The organism is Chryseobacterium jejuense (genome assembly GCF_017877355.1).
GTDB classification, from domain to species: domain Bacteria; phylum Bacteroidota; class Bacteroidia; order Flavobacteriales; family Weeksellaceae; genus Chryseobacterium; species Chryseobacterium jejuense_A.
The window spans coordinates 37,520-58,032 of record NZ_JAGIPR010000015.1; the positions used below are offsets into that span (position 1 = coordinate 37,520).

Sequence of the window (20,513 nt, forward strand, 5' to 3'; positions counted from 1 at the left end):
AAGGTAACTAGTAACCATTTGTTAACTAGTAGCAAATATAAACTATTCCCGTTTTACATTTGTACATCAAATAAGCAATATGAAATCGCCAGGATTTCTCTCAAACACAAATACTGATAGAGACAGTGCAATGGCATATGGCCTTAAAAAATAAATATCAACCTATGAAAGCAGTTATTTTAAATAAAGATTTTAAGCTCGAAGATGCTTTTATTGAAAAGCCTCAAGTCAAAAAGAATGAAGTATTAATTCAGATCAAAGCAAGTGGTTTCAATCCCATTGATTACCAAATGTTGGAAAATGAACTAGAACGAAAATTAATCAGTTCACCCATATTAGGGCGGGAATTATCAGGAGTCGTTGTAGATAGAGGAGCAGATGTCACTCAGTTCAACATTGGAGATGAAGTATTCTGTGGCAGCGGTTCCATGGGAAGCAATGGAACTTATGCCGAATATATTTCAGCTCCGGAAGCCATTGTTGCGCTCAAACCAAAAAATATATCCTTCGAACAGGCAGCTTCTATTCCATCGGCAGGACTGACTTCCCTACAAATTTTTAAAAGACTGAAATTACAACCGGAACAAACGATTCTTATCACCGGAGCAGCCGGCGGAGTCGGGTCTTTTTTAATTAAAATTTTATTGGCCCACAGTATTCAAAACTTCATCATCACGGTTGGTAGTGAAGAAAACAAGCAGATGTTTTTGAATCTTGGTTTGAAAGAACACCAGATTGTTAATTACAGGGAAGAAAATCTTGCAGAAAATATTTTAAAAGCCAATCAGCATCAACCTTTTGATATTGGAATTGATTTGGTTGGAAATTATATGGCAGAAGTCATGGCTGAGGTATTAAAGATCAACGGAACTTATGTAGATGTCACAGCTCTTGTTACCAAAGAAGCTCATGAACTTCTCTTCAACAAAGGCACTCTGATTATGACTATCTCCAATTACGCCTACAGCATGGTAAAACAGTATGAATATTATAAAAACAGTCTGGAAGAAATTGCAGGACTTATTGAAAATGGTACCCTCTCACCTTCCCAACATAAAATAATAGGAACTCTTTCTTTGGACACTGTCCTTAAGGCCCATTCCATCCTTAAAAACAACCAAACCCAAGGTCATAAACTCATCATGAAAAATTCGTAAGCCCATGAATAAAATACCAAGACGCATCGTAACCGGAATCAAAGACGGAAAATCAATTATCGTAGAAGATCAACAGGTTGAAAATGCCATAGAACATTTCCCGGGGCTGATTATTTCAGACATCTGGAATACCCAGACAATGCCGGCAATTTTAGATGTTGAAAACAGAATTCCAAACACAGGATTTCCACAAACCCCTAAAAATGGAACCTATTTCCGATATGTAGTCGTTCCCCCGGATAAAGACTTAGGAGTTCAATCCAAGGAAGGAGAACCTCATCCGATGATGCATTACACTCCAACATTAGATTATATCATCATTCTGTCCGGTGAACTTTATCTGATTATGGAAGAAGGGGAAACTCTCTTAAAACCTGGAGATATTGTAATCCAAAGAGGAACAAACCATGCATGGAGTAACAGGTCTGATGAACCGTGTATACAATTGGCCATTTTAATAGATGCTGAAGTTGGATAGTTTAGATGTTTTGCAACCCATCACAAAGCCGAAATCTCCAACAACTTCTGCTTCATTTTTTCAGGAGTAAGCAATCCCTCCTGATAATATACTAGATTCTGATTCTTATCCAGAAAAATCCACAAAGGATAAACAGGCTGTTCCTTATTTTTAGACAAAGCCAACGCCAACTCATGAATTCCTGAACTTCCATTGGATAAATACTCAAACTCTTGTCCCTGAAAGTTGATTTTCTCTCTGGTTTTTTCAGCCTCAAAATTAATCAGGTAGAAATGGTTGTTCATTATTTCTACCAAATCTTTATCCTTATTCAGCTTAAAGGACTCAATTTTACAAACGGCACACCAATCCGTATAAAGATGGATCACCATGGGTTTGGGAGATTCTTTTTGCAGATACTCCACTTCCGAAAAAGTCCCTGTCTTCATCTGAGACAGACAAAGACAGGGCACAAACATTAAAAATAAAGCTAAAATTCTCATTTCAGTATATATTTCACTCCCAAGAACCCTCTGATGCCTTGCATAGGAGCATAACCATATGCGGTATCGAAAGTATAGTGGTTTGGATTGCTAATTGGATCATCAGCATGTTTATCAAATGGGTCAAAAGGCCTCATTAAGGGATCTTTAGGAGTAAAGTTGAATAAATTTTTCACCCCGCAATAGATTTCAAATCCGGACTTGAAGCTCTTTGAAACCTGAATATTCGCTAAAGAATAGAATGGTGAATACTCAGGACGGTAGTCATTCGGTAAAACAGGCAGCCTCATAGGCCCGTAAAACTGTCCGGTGAAATCTAAAGTCAGGTTATTCGGGAATTTATAGGTTAAATTATAGGTTCCACTCCACTTTGGAGCGTGAAGTTGCTGTGTTTTTTGATCTTCATTATCAAATTTCTGATAAACATCAAGATACGTTACTCCTAAATTGACGCTTAACGGAAATGAAAAACTAAAATCTACATTTAATGAAGCTCCTCTGGAAATTCCATATCCCTGAAGATTGTCATAGATGATTTTATTCGGATCAGAATCAAAATCCCCAACAATTTTATTACTGAAATAGGTATAAAATGCAGAAGCATCAAGATTCACCATACGATTTCCAACAGGGATTTTCCAGATATAATTTACATTTCCATTTACAGATCTTTCAGGCAGAAGATCAGACTTTACAATAACTTCTCTGGAACCCGTTAATGCAGCATGATCCTCTGTAAACAGATTCACTACTCTGAACCCTGTTCCGAAATTGAATCTTAAAGTATGATATGGATTTGGTGAAAATTTCCATGCAAATCTTGGAGAATGTATGGAATGGTGAACCTTATCGTAATCATAGCGGTATCCTAATAACAAGGTATTTTTATCATTAATCTCCCATTGGTCCTGGACAAATACTCCCCAGATCGGAGATTTCATGGGTGCGTTGGTCACCCCGTCAGAAGCTAATGTTCCCGGAGTATTGTCATCGTAAAAAGTTCTTTTAAAAGTTACCCCTGCTGTAATGTCATGTTTTCCGAAATTTCTGTCCCAATACGTCTGCACAAAAGCTACTTTCTGAAGGGCATTAAACGGATTAGCCCCATAAAAAGAGTTCTGATCATGGTAATTATAGGAAAACTGAGTAACGATATGTTCTTTCATTGGCCATTCATACAACCCGAAAACTTCCGCTCTGTTGGTATAAATACTTTCACCATACACCTCATCGCTTCCACGGAAAGATTTATTCCATTGCATTTCGCCTCCGAAACGGTCTTCATACAAATATCTTAAAGCAAAACTGGCCTGTCTGTTTTCCTTTCTTTTAAAATTCCATTTATTAAAAACCGAAATTCTGCTTTGTAAAGCAGTATCTGTGAAGTTATCCTTGTTCTGATCTATCTTTTCCTGAAAACTGAAATAGTTTAAACTTAATAATGAAGCGGCATTCTTTCCAATATTAAACTTGGTGGAAAGATCCAGATTATTCTCAGCCCATGAGCTGGTCATCATATCTACACTCAGCTTGGGAGCTGTTAAAGCATTTTTTGTGATAATATTAATGACACCCCCCATTGCTTCAGAACCATAAATGGAAGAAGCAGGACCTTTTACCACTTCTATTCTATCTACAAGACTATTTGGAATCCCACTCAGTCCGTATACTGTAGAAAGAGAACTTACAATGGGCATTCCGTCAATCAAAATCATAGTGTATGGCCCTTCCAGGCCATTGATGTGAATATCTCCTGTGTTACATACAGAACAGTTCAATTGTGGTTTTACTCCATTTACCATACTAATGGCTTCAAAAATACTTGGAGTAGGGTTTTTCTGGAAAAATTTCTGACTGTAGATCTCCACCGCTACAGGGCTTTTGGATCTGCTCATCGGTTTTATGGTTCCGGTAACCACTACATCATCAATATTACTGGTCTTAAACTCCTTTTTTGAAACTTTTACAGAATCAGTGTTTGTATGTTGACTTAAACTGTCTGTCTCCTGAGCAAAACAATACGAGGATAAAAAAGTAATAGAAAATAATATTCGCTTCATGAAATTATAATTGTTAGACAAATCTAACAATTATTTTTGAATTACAAAACTCACAATAAATATTTGATTGAGCCAATTCATGAAAAATGATTAAATTTGAGAAACTACATATGAAAGTAAAATGAGATATCATCTATCGGGAAACATCCCACTAAAAAGGCATACAGTCTTTAAATCTCCGGAAGATAAATTTTACTATGAACAGCTTTTCGGAACGGAAGGTTTTCATGGGATCTCTTCTCTATTGTACCATATTCACCGCCCTACACAGATAAAATCAATCGGGGAACCGAGAGATGTAACTCCTAAAATTGCGGTGGATAAAAACATTACACCAAGAATGTTCAAAGGAATGAATGTAACTCCTGAAGATGATTTCATGGACAGCCGTAAGATTCTTTTGATGAATAATGATCTGAAAATGGGATTGGCAAAGCCAAGAAAATCGATGGATTATTTCTACAAAAATGCAGAATGCGACGAACTTTTATTCGTACATGAAGGCACCGGAATTTTAAAAACTTTTGTGGGAGACCTTGAATTTGCAACCGGCGATTATCTTATTATTCCAAGAGGAACTATTTACCAGGTAGAATTACAATCTGAAAATACTGTATTCTTTGTATTGGAAAGCCACTCTCCTATTTACACTCCGAAAAGATATAGAAATGAATTCGGGCAGCTTTTGGAACATTCCCCGTTCTGCGAAAGAGACATTATTGCTCCTACTTTCAAAGAACCTAAGGATGAAAAAGGAGAATTCTTAATTAAAGTAAAAAAAGAAAACCAGATCACCGACTTTATTTATGCAACACATCCATTTGATGTTGTAGGCTGGGACGGCTATTTCTATCCTTATAAATTTAATATCAAAAACTTTGAACCTATTACGGGAAGAATTCACCAACCGCCACCGGTTCACCAGAATTTTGAAGCCCATAATTTTGTAGTATGTTCATTCTGCGCAAGAATGTATGATTACCATCCAATGGCTATTCCTGCCCCTTACAATCACTCGAATATTGATTCTGATGAGGTATTATTCTACACAGAAGGTGACTTCATGAGCCGTAATCATATCGACTTAATGGACTTCACTCTTCACCCTGGCGGAATTGTTCACGGGCCACATCCGGGAGCTATGGAAAGAAGTATTGGTAAAAAATTCACGGAAGAATATGCTGTAATGGTAGACCCTTTCCGTCCGTTAAAAATTACGGAAGAAGCTTTAAAAGTGGAAGATCCGTCTTACAAAACTTCATGGTTAGAATAAGATGCTTTTACAACGAAATTCTCTTAACTGATTAATTTCAACCACAAAAGATTTAAACACTTAAGTTTCATAAAGTAAAATAATGCTTTTCAAAAAAGAACACCTAACGTATTGAAAATCGAAGATTTTCTTCTGAAGTGCACTTATATTCAATATTTTTTAAAACTTACTTAGATGAACTAAAGTGTTTAAAATAAAAGCTTATGTGGTTAAAAAGAAGATAGATTTATTTAAAACTAAAGAACTTACAGAATTTCAGATAAAACTATTACTGAATACATATAAAAGACGCTTTAAATCCTTTATTTAAAGCGTCTTTTTTCGTAGATTTGTAAGGTATGGTTCACATATATGACCATCATTATTTTTCATGACGCATCCTAAGTAATGGTGGTTTAATAAAAATCAATATTACATGTTAGAAAGAATCAGATTAGAAAGTCTACACGAAAAAGTAACTACAGCAGAAAATGCTGTAAAAATGATTAAAGACGGTATGACCATTGGGTCCAGCGGCTTTACAAAAGCAGGTGACAGCAAAGCTATTTTGCCGGCACTGGCTGAAAGAGGAAAAACAGAAGATCTTAAAGTCACTTTAATGACCGGGGCTTCGCTGGGACACGGCACAGACGGGAAACTGGCGGAAGCTAATGTCTTAAAGAAAAGAATGCCGTTTCAGGTAGACCCTACTTTAAGGAACAAAATCAATAAAGGTGAAATTCTCTTCATCGATCAGCATTTAAGTGAAAGTGCCGAACTTCTTCACACCAAAAATCTTCAAAGCATTGACGTAGCTATTATTGAAGCTGCCTATATTGAAAGAGACGGAAGTATTGTTCCTACTACATCAGTAGGAAATTCAGTGACGTTTGCAGCTTTGGCTAAGAAAGTCATCATTGAAATCAATACGGAAGTTCCGGAAGAAGTCTATGGCATCCACGATATTTATCAGGCTGAAGATTACCCTTACAGAAATGTTATCCCTATTGTCGCCCCGTGGAACAAAATCGGAAGAAAAAGTATCCCTGTTGATCCCAATAAAATTGAAGCCATTGTTTTCACCAACCTTAAAGACAGCCCGGCAGATATTGCAGAGCCGGACGAAAAGACAACCGCTATTGCCAAACATCTTCTTAATTTCTTTGAAAATGAAGTTCACTTGGGACGTCTTACAGACAGATTACTTCCCCTTCAGGCAGGTATCGGTAAAGTAGCCAATGCAGTGCTTACAGGATTTAAAGACAGTAATTTTTATGACTTAACCATGTTCTCAGAGGTTCTTCAGGACAGCACCTTTGATCTGATCGATTCCGGGAAATTAAGTTTTGCATCTGCATCGTCTATTACGGTTTCTCAGGAGTGCTATGAAAGAGTGTTAGGGAACCTTTCAAAATATAAAGATAAATTTGTTTTAAGACCTCAGAATATTTCCAATACACCCGGACTGATCAGAAGATTGGGAGTAATAGCCATCAATACTGCCATTGAATTTGACATCTATGGAAATGTAAACTCTACCCATATCGGCGGAACAAAAATTATGAACGGAATCGGAGGTTCCGGAGATTTTGCAAGAAATGCTTACTTAAGCATTTTTGTGACGCAAGCAGCTTCCAAAGAAAACAAGATTTCACACGTCCTTCCCATGGTTTCTCACACAGACCACACAGAACATGACGTTGATATTTTGGTTACCGATGTAGGATTAGCTGATTTAAGAGGATTAGCACCAAGAGAAAGAGCTCAAAAAATCATAGATAATTGTGTTCATCCGGATTACAAAGAAGAATTACAGTCTTATTTTGACAGAGCCTGTGAACGTGGCGGGCATACTCCGCACTTGCTGGAAGAGGCATTCAGCTGGCATTTACGATTCTCCGAAACCGGAAGCATGAAACAGAAAGTAGAAGTTTCCAATTAGCAAATTTTACTGGCTTCGAAAAATCAATAAAAGGATCAGATGGTATGCATTTGATCCTTTATTTTTTATTAAATTTATGTGATTCTTTACTATGATAAAAGTCTTTTAATATCACTTACAATATTTAAAATAAATAGAGATTTTAAAGGTATCTTTAAGAGAGGTTAGACACTTTATGAAATAGAAATTAGTCAGGAATTTTATAATAAAACGATAAAATATGAATAATTACATCAGCGCAGAAGAAGCGATATCTACGATAAAAAGCGGTAACCGTGTGTTTTTCCACGGCAGCGCATGTACTCCCAATTATCTGATTGATGAAATGGCAAGACAGGCTCATAGATTAGACAATGTAGAAGTGGTTTCTATTACCCTACAGGGAAATATAGAAATTGCAAAACCAGAGTACAAAGACAAATTCTTTATCAATTCCTTATTCGTATCTACGCCGGTTCGGGATGCTGTAAATTCAGACAGAGGTGACTTTGTTCCTGTATTTTTAAGTGAAATTCCTATTTTATTCAGAAAAAATATACTTCCACTGGATGTTGCACTGGTAACTGTTTCTCCACCGGACAGACATGGTTTCTGTACATTAGGAACCTCTGTGGATATTGCAAGAGCAGCAGTAGATACTGCGAAAATCATTATTGCAATAGTTAACCCAAGGATGCCGCGAACTCATGGTGACGGAATGATTCACATCAACAGAATTCATAAACTGGTTTGGCATGAAGAAGAGCTTCACACGGTAGATTACAGTTCCAAAGTCGGCCCTGAAGAAATGCTGGTAGGAAAAAATGTAGCTGAACTTATTGAAGACCGTTCTACACTACAAATGGGTATCGGAACTATTCCTGATGCCGTTTTAAAATGTTTACACAACCACAAAGATCTTGGTATTCACACAGAAATGCTGAGTGACGGAGTGATAGACCTTATTCAGAATGATGTAATCAATAATAAATACAAAGGCTACAACGACAATAAAACCATTACCAGCTTCTGTTTTGGAACCAGAAAGTTGTATGATTATGTGGATGACAATACGGTCTTTGCTTTCAGAGATGTAAGTGAAGTTAATTTCCCGATCAATATCATGAAGAACAAAAAACTGGCAGCCATTAACTCTGCGATTGAAATTGATCTTACCGGACAAGTATGTGCCGATTCTATCGGCACCTTACAATACAGTGGAATCGGTGGTCAGATGGACTTTATGCGCGGAGCTGCTTTAAGTGAGGACGGAAAACCTATCATTGCCATCACTTCAAGAACCAAAAAAGGAATTTCAAGGATTGTTCCTTTCCTGAAACAAGGTGCAGGTGTAGTTACCACAAGAGGCCATATCCATTATGTGGTTACAGAATACGGAACTGCCTACCTGTATGGCAAAAACCTTCGTCAGAGAGCACAGGAGCTCATTAGTATTGCTCATCCTGATGATAGGAAAATGCTTGAAAGAGCTGCTTTCGAAAGGTTTAAGCACTGATAATCAAATAGTAATATATTTTAACTTTAATTTTTATTTAGAATTTAAAAATATATCTTTAACTTATACCAAGAAATCATAAAAAAGCCCTAATATTTTGGCAGTATTTTTGATAAAAACCTTTCTAAAACAAGGAAATTGAAGACTATATATAATTCGATACGAGAAGAAGTTGTAAAGCATTCGAAGGTAAGGAATTCTGTTTTGGGGAATGTGAATGAATGGAAGAGAAGCCATTATATTATTCTTTCTGAAATTATTAAAGATGAACTATCTGATGCGGAAGAACTTAAAGGAGGTAAAAAATTTGAGATCGGGAATACGATTTCACACGTTACCTTACAGCGTTTTTTTGAAAACGATTATCAGGATAAAACCCACAGTGATTTAAGATTCTTAAAAACGCTGGATAAAATTTGCATTTTTTTGGGCTACAAAGACCTTAATGACTATATCCTTTCCGTAAGGCACAAGAACCCGAAACAACATAGCTCAGACGATCTGTCATTGGCCACACAGATGGTGTATGATTACTGTGCTATGGCTTTTGAATTTTATAAACAATTCCCAAGCCACCATACAGAGCTTTTTAAGGACTTGGTATTTGAGGATTCTCCGTTTTTAGAACGAGCTTCACAATTCAGTAAAGAACTATGCAATAAAGACTTTCATCTGGTCACAAAAAACAATCGTTCCAACTATGAAGTTTTTGACATTCACATTGTTACTGATGAACCAGACAAAAAAATACTAGAGGCTCAGGAGTTTTGGAATCTTCTATTTAAAGTAGGTGAAACCGGAGAAGAACACTTTGTCAACCAACTCAGTACACAAATTTATTTCATCAAAAAGATTGATAATACCTGGAAAATCTGGGACAATTACAATCCGGATGCAGGAAGATTAAACAAAAAAATAGAAACAGTATCATAAGAAGAAAGCCGCAGATAATCTCTGTGGCTTTCATGTTCGAAATATTTTTTTTCTCACTTGTTTTTTGTATTACAAATGTAGGCAGCTTATTTCAAACTTAAGAAACTTAAATATACTTAAGTGAACACTTCTTGAACTTTATGTTAAATATATTCAATGAATAGACCGTAATATTTTCGCTATATCCAAGAATTTTGTAATTTGCATACCAATAAAATAAAAGTAAAAGAGAAAATATGTCAACACTTACATTTGCCGAGAAAATTGCTCAAGCAGAAAATTTCTTACCGATTAACGGTACAGATTATATTGAGTTTTATGTAGGAAATGCAAAACAGGCTGCCCATTATTACAAAACCGCATTCGGTTTTCAGTCTGTAGCATATGCGGGTCCCGAAACAGGAGTTAGAGACCGTGCATCTTATGTGCTTCAACAGGGAAAAATCAGATTGGTACTTACAACAGGGCTTAAATCTGACTCTTTTATCAGCGAACACGTAAAAAAACATGGTGACGGAGTAAAAATTTTGGCACTTTGGGTAGATGATGCATATGAAGCTTTCGAAGAAACTACTAAAAGAGGTGGAAAACCTTATTTAGAGCCAGTAACTTTAACTGATGAGCATGGTGAAGTAAGAATGTCCGGAATTTATACGTACGGAGAAACTGTTCACATGTTTATAGAAAGAAAAAATTACAACGGAGCTTTCATGCCCGGGTATGAAAAATGGGAAAGCGACTACAAGCCTGAAGAAGCTGGTTTATTGTATGTAGACCACTGCGTAGGAAACGTAGACTGGAACAGAATGATTCCTACTGTAGAATGGTATGAAAAAGTAATGGGATTTGTAAACATCCTTTCGTTTGATGATAAGCAGATCAACACAGAATATTCTGCATTGATGTCTAAAGTAATGTCTAACGGAAACGGATATGCAAAATTCCCTATTAACGAGCCTGCAGAAGGTAAAAAGAAATCTCAGGTAGAAGAATATCTTGATTTCTACGAAGGAGAAGGTGTACAGCACATCGCTGTAGCAACAAAAGATATTATTCATACCGTAACTCAGCTTAAAAAACGTGGTGTAGAGTTCCTTTCTGCTCCACCGGAAGCGTATTACGACATGGTTCCTGAAAGAGTAGGCCATATTGATGAAGATCTTAAAAAACTTCAGGACTTAGGTATACTTATTGATCATGATGAAGAAGGATATCTGTTACAGATCTTTACGAAGCCTGTAGAAGACCGTCCTACTCTATTCTTCGAAATCATTGAAAGACATGGTGCACAGAGTTTTGGTGCCGGAAACTTCAAAGCATTGTTCGAAGCATTAGAAAGAGAGCAGGAAAGAAGAGGAAATCTTTAATTTTACAACCAAAAATATTAAGTTTTGTCAGGATGCAGGGTTCTGACAAAACTTTTTTATAAAACACAGCATAATGAGAAAACTTTTAATTGGAATTTTATTCTTTGGAACCTTAGGTGTAAAAGCACAATACGGATCCCTGAATGCAATTCTGGACAGACTTGAAGCAAGAAAAGGTATCAATCAGAATCTTGAAAAGGTAGATATCGACAACAAAAAGTTTGTTTTCATTAAAGATGAAGCAGACCATACGGAAAGAGATTTTATTGTTTTCAAAGGGAACAATGCAACCTATGTGGAGGTTTTTGATGATAAAGCTACCGGAGAAAGCAGCTCTAATGTTTTTAGCGGTGATATTGTCAGAAAAAAGAACATCATTTCCTTAAGGGCAGATGTACTTGAAGGCAAGAAAATTCCAATGCCTGTCACCAAAACGCTATTGCTTACCCAACAGGACAATATTCTCTACCTCATTGATGTTAATACCAGAGATCGATGGATTGATGAAGCTTCCTACTCAAAAAAGGCAAAATAAACATCTTAGGGGAAAGTTTCTCAGGATGATATTTTAATCTAACTAAAATCTAAACTTATGAAATCATTTGTAGACTATTCCTCAAACTCGGATTTTTCTATACACAATATTCCTTTCGGAGTAGCAGTATTCAACAAAGAATACATCGGATGCTGCACAAGAATCGGAGATCAGGTTATTGATCTTGCCACCCTTCATGATCTTGGCTATTTTGAAGACATTGAAGGAATGGACGACAATGTTTTTGAAGCCTACACGATCAATGAATTTATCGAATTGGGCAAACCTGTTACCAATGCAGTTCGTACAAAAATCCAAGCATTATTACAGGAAGGTTCAATATTATCAAAAGACCAAAAAACAATTGAAGAGGCATTTTATGACCTTGATAAGGTAAAAATGATGATGCCGGTTCACATTCCAAACTATACGGATTTCTACAGCAGCATTGAACACGCTACCAACGTAGGAAAAATGTTACGTGATCCTGCCAACGCTTTATTACCTAACTGGAAACACTTACCAGTAGGTTACCACGGAAGAGCTTCCTCTATTGTTGTTTCAGGAACGGATATCAACCGTCCAAAAGGTCAGATGAAACCTGCTGATGCTGATAAACCGGTTTTCGGACCATGTAAACAATTGGATTTTGAACTGGAAATGGCTTTCATCGTCAACAAAAATACGGAGATGGGAGAAAGTATTTCTACTAAAGATGCTGAAGATGCGATCTTCGGAATGGTAATATTCAACGACTGGTCTGCAAGAGATATTCAAGCTTGGGAATATGCTCCGCTTGGACCATTCCTTGCGAAAAACTTCGGTTCATCTATTTCTCCATGGGTCGTTACTCTTGAGGCTTTGGCACCATTCAGAACCTCTTCCCCTACACAGGATCCTGAAGTTTTAGATTATTTAAAATTTGAAGGTGATAAAAACTACGATATCAACCTTGAAGTATACATACAGCCTGAAAACGGAGAGCACAACCTGATCTGCGAAAGCAACTACAAATACATGTACTGGAATATGAACCAACAACTGGCTCACCACACCATCAACGGATGCAACATGGAAGTGGGAGATATGTATGCCAGCGGTACCATTTCAGGAAGTGATCCTAAATCTTTCGGTTCTTTGATGGAATTAACATGGAGAGGCCAAAATCCTTTATCATTAAGCAACGGTGAAGAAAGAAAATTCATTGAAGATAATGATACGGTTACCATGACAGCTTGGGCTGAAAAAGATGGGGTGAGAGTAGGCTTCGGTGAAGTTTCAGGTAAAATTATCCCAACACTTTAAAAATAAGATTGAACCACAAAAGTCACAAAAGAATTTATGATTACATAGTCATATTTAACTGATTTGACCTATAAGATAAACGGCGCCTGCATAGAAGTTCACAAAATTCTGGGCGCCGGTTTATTAGAAAGTGTATACCATAAATGTCTGAAAGAAGAATTCAAATTAAGAAATATTAATTTTAAATCTGAGTTGAAAGTTCCTGTAAATTATAAAGGAAAAGAAATTGAATGTGATTTCTTCTGCGATTTTTTAGTGGAAGATTTAATTGTCATTGAACTGAAATCAGTTGTTTAATTAAATGATATCCATCGGGCTCAACTTTTAAACTATATCAACTTAATGAAGAAGCCTAAAGGCATCTTAGTGAATTTTAATGTAAAAAATCTTTATCATAATGGACAAGAAACTTTTGTTAATAAATATTACGATATGCTTTTTTGAACTTTAAAGATCAAAACTATTTACTTAAAAAACTTTTGTGACTTTTGTGGTTATATAATTTTGTAGCTATAAAATATGAAAACAGTAATTCCTTCTGAGCTAACCTCTGTACAGCTTCAGACCATCATGCAGACCGCCGTTTCACCACGTCCTATCGCATTGGCATCTACGGTGGATCAAGACGGTAATCATAACTTATCCCCATTCAGTTTTTTCAATATGTTCAGTACGGTTCCCCCGATTCTGATCTTCTCACCATCCAGGAGAGTACGTGATAATACCACGAAACATACCCTTGAAAATGTTTTGGAAATTCCGGAAGTTGTTATCGGAACAGTAAACTTTCCAATTGTACAGCAAATTTCTTTAGCTTCTACAGAATATGAAACAGGAGTTAATGAGTTTATAAAATCTGGTCTTACCATGAGAGATGCAGATCTTGTGAAACCTAAATTGATTGAAGAATGCCCCGTAAACTTTGAATGTAAAGTTTTAGAGGTAAAATCTTTAGGCAACCAAGGTGGAGCTGGAAATCTTGTAATCTGCGAAGTTCAGAAGATTCATATCAGAGAAGAATACCTGAATGAAGCCGGAAATCTGGATCAGCAAAAACTGGATATGGTAGCCCGTTTAGGTAGTAACTGGTATTCAAGAAGTAATGAGAACAGCCTTTTTGAAGTTCCTAAACCTTTGGTAACAAAAGGAATTGGTTTTGATCTTTTACCGGATGCTATCAAATACAGCAAAGTATTTACAGGAAATGATTTAGGAATGCTGGCGAATGTTGAAGTATTACCTTCCGGAGAATATTATTCAGATGAAAATACTCATCAGGACGCTCAAAAACTTTTGTTGGAAAGTAATATTGAAGAAGCCTGGAAGATCTTAATTAAATAATTTCAATGTATTCAATAAAAAAGGAGTGAAAGTTTCACTCCTTTTTTATTACTATTAAGGCATCTTATTACCCCAATATAATTTAAATATTTATTTAGTCTCCAATGTTTTTGAAACAGTAATTTTTCCTTTTTCTGCAAAGTCTGTTACCTTACCGTCTTTATCAATGGAAACATTCAGGTTATCATTTTTAGAGTCATAATAAATGTACGTTGCATATCCCGGGCAATCATGTTGTTTACATCCGTGAATTTTATAAATCCCGTTATCAGATACAATAGGACCCTCCACATTGAAGTTTTTGAGCATCATATCATATTCTTTTCCAACAAGTTTTTTCACTCTTTCTGCAAAGCTTTTATCTTCAAACAATTTGACATCGTGAGGATATTTTTCTTCATTTTTGGTGATAATTTCAAGTGTAGCTCCGGTTGAAGGAGTTGTAACCGTTACTGAATCCGTCTTTGGAGTTACATTAGAATCTTTTGGTAGTACGGTAGCCAGTGTATCTGTACTTACAGAAGATTGGGTTTTAGCTTCTTTTTTACAGGAAACAACAGTTCCCAATAATAGCAGCGCTAATGCGCCCGTAATAATTTTTTTCATAATAATATTTAGTATGGTGGTTAATCTATTATAACGTGATTATAACCGATTTATTTTAAATATTTTACTTTATTTCCAATGTTCCCGGAGGTTTTCTATTTTATATTTTTAACTAAAAAGTCAATGCATTTTTCTGTTACGCTATTTAGATCATCCGGCAAATTGGAATCACTCCAAGGCTCTTTCGCTCCAAAAGTGTGATTTCCACCCTCAATAAGAAAAAGCGCTGAGTTCGGATTTAGAATATGAAGATGCTCTGCATGTTTTACCTCTACAGCTTCGTCCTCCGTTCCATGGATAATTAACATATAAGCTTTAGCCATTTCTGCTGCCCGTTCTACATCAAAACGGTGTATATTTTTTTCATAATCTTCATAAAACTGATAATAATGGGGCATTTCCTGTTGAGTACGTCCATTTAAAGCATAGTAAACCCCATCTTTCTTCCAGTTTTCAAAAAAAACACCTGTTGGAAAGCGATCCAATGTATCTACACTTGCCAACGTAATCAAACCGTTGATTCTTTCATCTTCAACAGTTTTAATAATGGAAATTCCTCCTCCCCTGCTATGTCCCATCAGAATAACCTTTTCCTGATCTACATGTGAATTCTGAATAAAATGATCAATAACAACCCCAAGATCAGACAATTCTTTAGAATAATTATTATTTCCAAAAGCTTCCAGATCAGCAAAATGCTGAGGCTTATCTATTGTGGTTCCATTATGAGAAAAATTAAATTTCACGAAGAAAAAACCTGCTTTTGCAAATTTTTCGCCCATCAAATCCCACGCTCCCCAGTCTTTATACCCTTTATACCCGTGAACAAAAATGACTAAAGGTAACTTTTCTTCAGTCTCTTTATAAAAAGCATCAGCAAGAAAACCTTTTGTTACTTTATTTTCTAAAAAAATATTCTTTTCACTAATCAAATTCATAAAACAGGTTGCTTTTATTCGTTATTCTATCGGTCCAGAACACTAATTTACTTTAAAATTTGTAAAAAAATTTCAGTTTTTTATTTTAATTTCCTTTTCCACTGTTTTTGGTATTACACTTTGCGTTGTAATATCTCAATATAAAGCGAGAGAAAAAGAATTCATTAAAAAAATTATAAAAAAATAACCTTATTTTTGCTTCATGCAGAATTTAAGAACGGTAACTGTGATGCGTTACATTCTGCCATTGAGAGAGGGAGGTTCACTTCCTGCTTTGGCAGAAGCTGATGATGATTTTAAATATGTCTTAAAGTTCCGTGGCGCTGGTCATGGAGTTAAAATGCTGATCTCCGAATTTTTAGGGGGAAAGATTACAGAAGCTTTAGGATTAAAGATTCCTGAACTGGTTTTCATTAACCTTGATGCAGACTTTGGAAGAACGGAAGCAGATGAAGAAATACAGGATTTATTAAAGTATTCCGAGGGTTTGAATCTCGGCTTGCACTATCTGTCAGGTTCCATCACTTATGATCCCGGAGTGAGTGTTGATCCGCTTCTGGCTTCAAAAATAGTATGGCTGGATGCTTTCATTACCAATATTGACCGTACCTTTAAGAATACGAATATGCTGATGTGGCATAAAGAACTTTGGATTATTGATAATGGAGCTTCGTTCTATTTCCACCATTCATGGCAAAATTTTGATGCTGCGGCAAAGACTCCGTTCAAATATGTGAAAGACCATGTCCTTCTTCCTAAAGCCAGCAAGCTTGATGAAGCAGATAAGTTTGCTCATGAAATACTGAATGAAACACTTTTCAGAGATATTGTCAATGCTATTCCTGAAGATTGGTTACATTGGAATGATGCGGATGAAACGCCTGATGAAATCCGTGAAATTTATTTTCAATTTTTGAAAACCAGATTAGAAAATTCTCAAATCTTTGTAAACGAAGCCCAAAATGCAAGAGGATAAAATATATGAATATGCGGTAATACGCTTGGTGCCAAAAGTTGAAAGAGAAGAATTTTTCAATATCGGATTGGTTATGTTTTCTAAAAAGGAGAAATTCATCCGGGTAGAATTCTACTTATGTCCTGATAAATTTAAGCTGATGCACAGCAAACTGGATTATGACGATATTATTCAAAACCTTGAAAGCTTTCAGAAAATAGCCAATGGAGACAAGGATGGCGGACCTATTGCTCTGCTTGATGTCCCAGAACGTTTCCGCTGGCTGACCGCTGTAAGAAGTGCCGTTGTACAAACTTCCAGACCTCATCCGGGAAAATCTAAGGATCTGAATATTACTTTTGGTAAACTTTTTGAAGAGTTAGTAAAGTAATAATTTCCTTTAAAAAATTTTATGCAATCATCTATAAACAACATATCAATCAACAGGTTTTTCACAAACCTGTTTTTTATTTTATTTTTAAGCGTTTCATGTTTATTTTTTTCACAAACATTTTCACAAGCTCCCACTCAGGGTAAGCATGTAAAAAGTACTCTTCTTCCTGAGATCACAGCACTTACTGAAAACATTGTATACAAAACCAGCAAAAAAGGAGACCCCATTACATTGGATCTTTATATGCCGAAAAATGCTTCTGCTGAAAAAATTCCCGTACTGATCTATGTTCATGGTGGAGGTTGGATAAGAGGTAATAAGGAAATTCATGCAGATGATTACGTTGAAAATACCGTCCAAAAACTCACCAGCAGGCAATATGCTATCATCAGTATCAATTATACTCTTATTAATGAGAATACCCATTTCCCTTTGCCATTGGAAGATACTAAGGATGCCGTAAGATGGGTTAGAAAGAATGCAGAAAAATATAATTTTAATACCAATAATATTGGACTTTTTGGAACATCTGCAGGAGCACACCTTTCACTGATGGCTGCATATAGCCCAGACAACACCTTTATGGGAAGTCCTGAACTTTCTTCATATTCTTCAAAAGTCAATTATGTGATCGATCATTATGGTCCGGCAGACCTGAATAAGCTTTTCCATACCAAATTAGGAACGATTCCGGTTTCTCTGGTTAAAATGATTTCAAAAAAGATCGTTGATCTGCAGCAAGGGCTTGTAAAAGGAATTTCAGGCTATGATCTGAATAAAGATCAGGATAGAACCATAGAATATTTAAAAACCATATCCCCGATTGTTTATACTTCAACAGGTGTTCCTACTTTAATTGTACAGGGAAATAAGGATAAAATAGTTCCTTTAAATCAGGCAAAAAAACTGCATCGAAAGTTGAAAAGAGAAAACATACAGACATCTTTAATCATTATTGAAAATGGAGTTCACAGCTTTTCTACTACAGATAAAGAGACTCTGGATAAAATGACAGACCAAATGATTGATTTTATTATTTCACAGAAGAAATAATATACATTATTCAAAGTAACAAAACACAAAGTAATACAAATCAAATATTTAAATAAATACAAAACAATAAATATGCTAGATTGATATACATATTAATATTTTTTTAACTGAAAATAATTACCTTGGCTATTGTTTAAGTTTTTCATAACAAAAATCATATTTCAATTAATTATTCATTAAAAAAACAAGCAATATGGACTCTCTAAATAATATCAATGCTCTTACACTCATATTTGCATCCGTTCTTATTTTTGCAATAGCTTATCGCTTCTATGGTATTTTCATAGCCAATAAAGTTCTCAGGCTTAACGATCAGAATGTGACCCCTGCGGTAGAATTTGCAGATGGTAAAGATTATGTTGCTACTAATAAGAATGTACTCTTTGGACATCATTTTGCGGCTATTGCTGCTGCCGGGCCATTAGTAGGACCTGTTCTCGCAGCCCAGTTCGGGTATCTTCCCGGTGCCCTGTGGATACTGATAGGTTGTGTATTGGGAGGCGGAGTTCATGATATGGTTGTCCTCTTTGCCTCTGTGAGACATAAAGGCCAGAGTCTTGCTACCATTGCCTCAAAAGAAATTGGGAAAGCAACCGGAACCGTAGCAGGTTTTGCCATACTCTTCATTCTGGTTCTTACACTGGCTGGTTTATCTCTGGCATGCATCAATGCAATGCATGAAGCTGCCTGGTCTCTTTTTACAGTAGTGATTACAATGCCTATTGCGATCATTATGGGACTGATTATGCGCTATAAAAAGAACAGTGTTCTGTTTGCAAGTATCTTAGGTGGGATTCTATTAATTGCCGGGATTATCAGCGGGCATGGATTAATGCAAAATCCAACCATAAACAATTTATTTTCATGGAATATTAAAACAATTTCCATTGCCATTCCATTATATGGTTTTATAGCTTCTGTATTACCGGTATGGCTTCTTTTAGTACCGAGAGATTATCTTTCCACTTATTTAAAAATAGGAACTATTATTATGCTGGCTATCGGGGTAATTGTTATTCACCCCACTGTACAGATGCCTGCTATCACAGCTTTTGTAAACGGTGGCGGGCCTATTATTGGCGGGCCGGTACTTCCTTTTATTTTTATTGTCATTGCCTGTGGGGCAATTTCCGGATTTCATGCTGTAATTGCTACGGGTACTACTCCGAAAATGCTTAATAAAGAAAGAGAAATTCTTTTTGTAGGATATGGAGCTATGCTTGTAGAAGGTTTTGTAGCACTAATGGCTCTTATTGCTGCCTGTACATTAATGCCAGGTGATTATTTTGCCATCAATACTCCTAAAGAAGCTTATGATTCATTTCTGGCAGCACATCCTTCTCTACATGGAGTAGATATAGATTATTATTCACAGAAAATAGGAATTGACCTTTATGGCAGAACCGGTGGTGCAGTTTCCCTGGCCGTTGGAATGGCTCATATCTTTAATAAAATTCCTTATATGGATCAGCTTACAGCCTATTGGTATAATTTTGCGATCATGTTCGAGGCCGTGTTTATCCTTACCGCCATTGATGCAGGAACAAGGGTTGGCCGCTTCTTTCTGCAGGAAATGCTGGGTTCTGTAATTCCAAAATTTAATGATAAAAACTGGATCCCGGGAATTATTATCAGCAGTGTTCTTTTTACTTTTGCCTGGGGATATCTGGTATATACAGGAAATGTGAACAGTATCTGGCCATTATTCGGAATCAGTAATCAGCTATTGGCAGCCTGTGGTCTTATTGTCTGTACAACAATGCTGATAAGAATGAACAGAGGGAAATATGCATTATGCTCAGCCGTTCCGGGAGTTTTTATGGCCGGAATTACGTTCTGGGCAGGTTATATTCAGGTAACTTCTATCTATATTCCCAAAGGACAGTATCTACTTGCTGCTTTAGCCGTAACCGCAATGATCCTTATGCTTATTGTATTTATAGGAGCGTTCAGAAAGTGGTATCAGCTGCTGCAGATTAACACAACAGAAATTGACCATTATGGAGAACCTGTGAAAGAGCTGGTAGAGAGATAATGTGCTTTCTGCAAAATCTGTTAAAGACTTTTGCTTCCTCTGATAATTTTTATACATTTGTTTTGCTTTAGGGGTATTCTGTAAAGAATTGAGAGAGTCCCTTTGAACCTGATACGGCTTACACCGACGTAGGGAAAAGCAAAATGACATGATTTCTTATGTCTTTTGTTCCGGATTTTTTCCTA

18 protein-coding genes, 1 pseudogene and 1 riboswitch are annotated in these 20,513 nt (G+C 36.2%); of the genes and pseudogenes, 15 read left to right on the forward strand and 4 right to left on the reverse strand.

Annotation, left to right across the window (positions count from 1 at the left end; all coding sequences use genetic code 11):
* Positions 1–164: 164 nt before the first annotated feature.
* Together J2772_RS21915 and J2772_RS21920 are read left to right on the forward strand one after the other, a co-directional pair.
* Complete coding sequence (locus tag J2772_RS21915) at positions 165–1,157, forward strand: NADP-dependent oxidoreductase (protein ID WP_209920526.1); 993 nt, start codon at positions 165–167, stop codon at positions 1,155–1,157.
* A 4-nt stretch (positions 1,158–1,161) separates the two neighbouring features.
* On the forward strand, positions 1,162–1,635 hold the full coding sequence (locus J2772_RS21920) for a cupin domain-containing protein (protein WP_209920529.1): 474 nt from the start codon (positions 1,162–1,164) through the stop codon (positions 1,633–1,635).
* Positions 1,636–1,655: 20 nt separating this feature from the next.
* Here J2772_RS21920 and J2772_RS21925 read toward each other — a convergent pair whose 3' ends face one another.
* Both J2772_RS21925 and J2772_RS21930 read right to left on the reverse strand, forming a co-directional pair.
* Positions 1,656–2,117 carry a thioredoxin family protein gene (locus J2772_RS21925; RefSeq protein WP_209920534.1) on the reverse strand — a complete coding sequence of 154 codons (462 nt, stop codon included), beginning with the start codon at positions 2,115–2,117 and terminating at the stop codon, positions 1,656–1,658.
* Positions 2,114–4,177, reverse strand: coding sequence for a TonB-dependent receptor plug domain-containing protein (locus J2772_RS21930; RefSeq protein WP_209920536.1), 2,064 nt, complete (start codon positions 4,175–4,177; stop codon positions 2,114–2,116). Before J2772_RS21930 ends, J2772_RS21925 begins: the two co-directional genes overlap by 4 nt.
* Before the next feature lie 121 nt (positions 4,178–4,298).
* Here J2772_RS21930 and J2772_RS21935 point away from each other — a divergent pair, with 121 nt between their 5' ends.
* The 9 genes and pseudogenes from J2772_RS21935 (at position 4,299) to J2772_RS21975 (ending at position 14,347) form a co-directional block, all read left to right on the forward strand.
* Positions 4,299–5,450, forward strand: coding sequence for a homogentisate 1,2-dioxygenase (locus J2772_RS21935; RefSeq protein ID WP_209920539.1), 1,152 nt, complete (start codon positions 4,299–4,301; stop codon positions 5,448–5,450).
* A 415-nt stretch (positions 5,451–5,865) separates the two neighbouring features.
* On the forward strand, positions 5,866–7,371 hold the full coding sequence (locus J2772_RS21940; protein WP_209920542.1) for a succinate CoA transferase: 1,506 nt from the start codon (positions 5,866–5,868) through the stop codon (positions 7,369–7,371).
* A 220-nt stretch (positions 7,372–7,591) separates the two neighbouring features.
* The gene (locus tag J2772_RS21945) at positions 7,592–8,866 is read left to right on the forward strand and encodes an acetyl-CoA hydrolase/transferase family protein (protein WP_209920545.1); all 1,275 of its coding nucleotides are present in this window, start codon (positions 7,592–7,594) and stop codon (positions 8,864–8,866) included.
* 138 nt (positions 8,867–9,004) lie between these two features.
* Positions 9,005–9,799, forward strand: a complete 795-nt coding sequence (locus J2772_RS21950; RefSeq protein WP_209920548.1) for a hypothetical protein — start codon at positions 9,005–9,007, stop codon at positions 9,797–9,799.
* A 236-nt stretch (positions 9,800–10,035) separates the two neighbouring features.
* Positions 10,036–11,166 (forward strand): 4-hydroxyphenylpyruvate dioxygenase, encoded by a 1,131-nt coding sequence (gene hppD, locus J2772_RS21955; protein ID WP_209920550.1) that lies wholly within the window; start codon positions 10,036–10,038, stop codon positions 11,164–11,166.
* Positions 11,167–11,239: 73 nt separating this feature from the next.
* Entirely contained in the window at positions 11,240–11,701 is a 462-nt protein-coding gene (locus J2772_RS21960) for a hypothetical protein (protein WP_209920553.1), read from the forward strand.
* 57 nt (positions 11,702–11,758) lie between these two features.
* Positions 11,759–13,006 (forward strand): fumarylacetoacetase, encoded by a 1,248-nt coding sequence (gene fahA, locus J2772_RS21965; RefSeq protein WP_209920555.1) that lies wholly within the window; start codon positions 11,759–11,761, stop codon positions 13,004–13,006.
* Positions 13,007–13,069: 63 nt separating this feature from the next.
* Positions 13,070–13,450: pseudogene (locus tag J2772_RS21970) on the forward strand (GxxExxY protein).
* Positions 13,451–13,525: 75 nt separating this feature from the next.
* Positions 13,526–14,347 carry a flavin reductase family protein gene (locus tag J2772_RS21975; protein WP_209920559.1) on the forward strand — a complete coding sequence of 274 codons (822 nt, stop codon included), beginning with the start codon at positions 13,526–13,528 and terminating at the stop codon, positions 14,345–14,347.
* A 90-nt stretch (positions 14,348–14,437) separates the two neighbouring features.
* Here J2772_RS21975 and J2772_RS21980 read toward each other — a convergent pair whose 3' ends face one another.
* Positions 14,438–14,953, reverse strand: a complete 516-nt coding sequence (locus J2772_RS21980; RefSeq protein ID WP_209920561.1) for a hypothetical protein — start codon at positions 14,951–14,953, stop codon at positions 14,438–14,440.
* 95 nt (positions 14,954–15,048) lie between these two features.
* Complete coding sequence (locus J2772_RS21985) at positions 15,049–15,891, reverse strand: alpha/beta hydrolase family protein (RefSeq protein WP_209920564.1); 843 nt, start codon at positions 15,889–15,891, stop codon at positions 15,049–15,051.
* A gap of 202 nt (positions 15,892–16,093) precedes the next feature.
* On the opposite strand from J2772_RS21985, the gene J2772_RS21990 reads away from it, so the two are divergent.
* The 4 genes from J2772_RS21990 (at position 16,094) to J2772_RS22005 (ending at position 20,328) form a co-directional block, all read left to right on the forward strand.
* The gene (locus J2772_RS21990) at positions 16,094–16,867 is read left to right on the forward strand and encodes a HipA family kinase (RefSeq protein WP_209920567.1); all 774 of its coding nucleotides are present in this window, start codon (positions 16,094–16,096) and stop codon (positions 16,865–16,867) included.
* A complete protein-coding gene (locus J2772_RS21995; RefSeq protein ID WP_129059012.1) occupies positions 16,854–17,237 on the forward strand; it encodes a DUF3037 domain-containing protein in 384 nt (127 codons plus the stop codon). The genes J2772_RS21990 and J2772_RS21995 overlap by 14 nt, the downstream gene beginning before the upstream one ends.
* A 21-nt stretch (positions 17,238–17,258) precedes the next feature.
* Complete coding sequence (locus J2772_RS22000; protein ID WP_209920570.1) at positions 17,259–18,293, forward strand: alpha/beta hydrolase; 1,035 nt, start codon at positions 17,259–17,261, stop codon at positions 18,291–18,293.
* 193 nt (positions 18,294–18,486) lie between these two features.
* The gene (locus tag J2772_RS22005; RefSeq protein ID WP_209920573.1) at positions 18,487–20,328 is read left to right on the forward strand and encodes a carbon starvation protein A; all 1,842 of its coding nucleotides are present in this window, start codon (positions 18,487–18,489) and stop codon (positions 20,326–20,328) included.
* Between the two features lie 59 nt (positions 20,329–20,387).
* Positions 20,388–20,480: riboswitch (TPP riboswitch) on the forward strand.
* Positions 20,481–20,513: the final 33 nt, after the last annotated feature.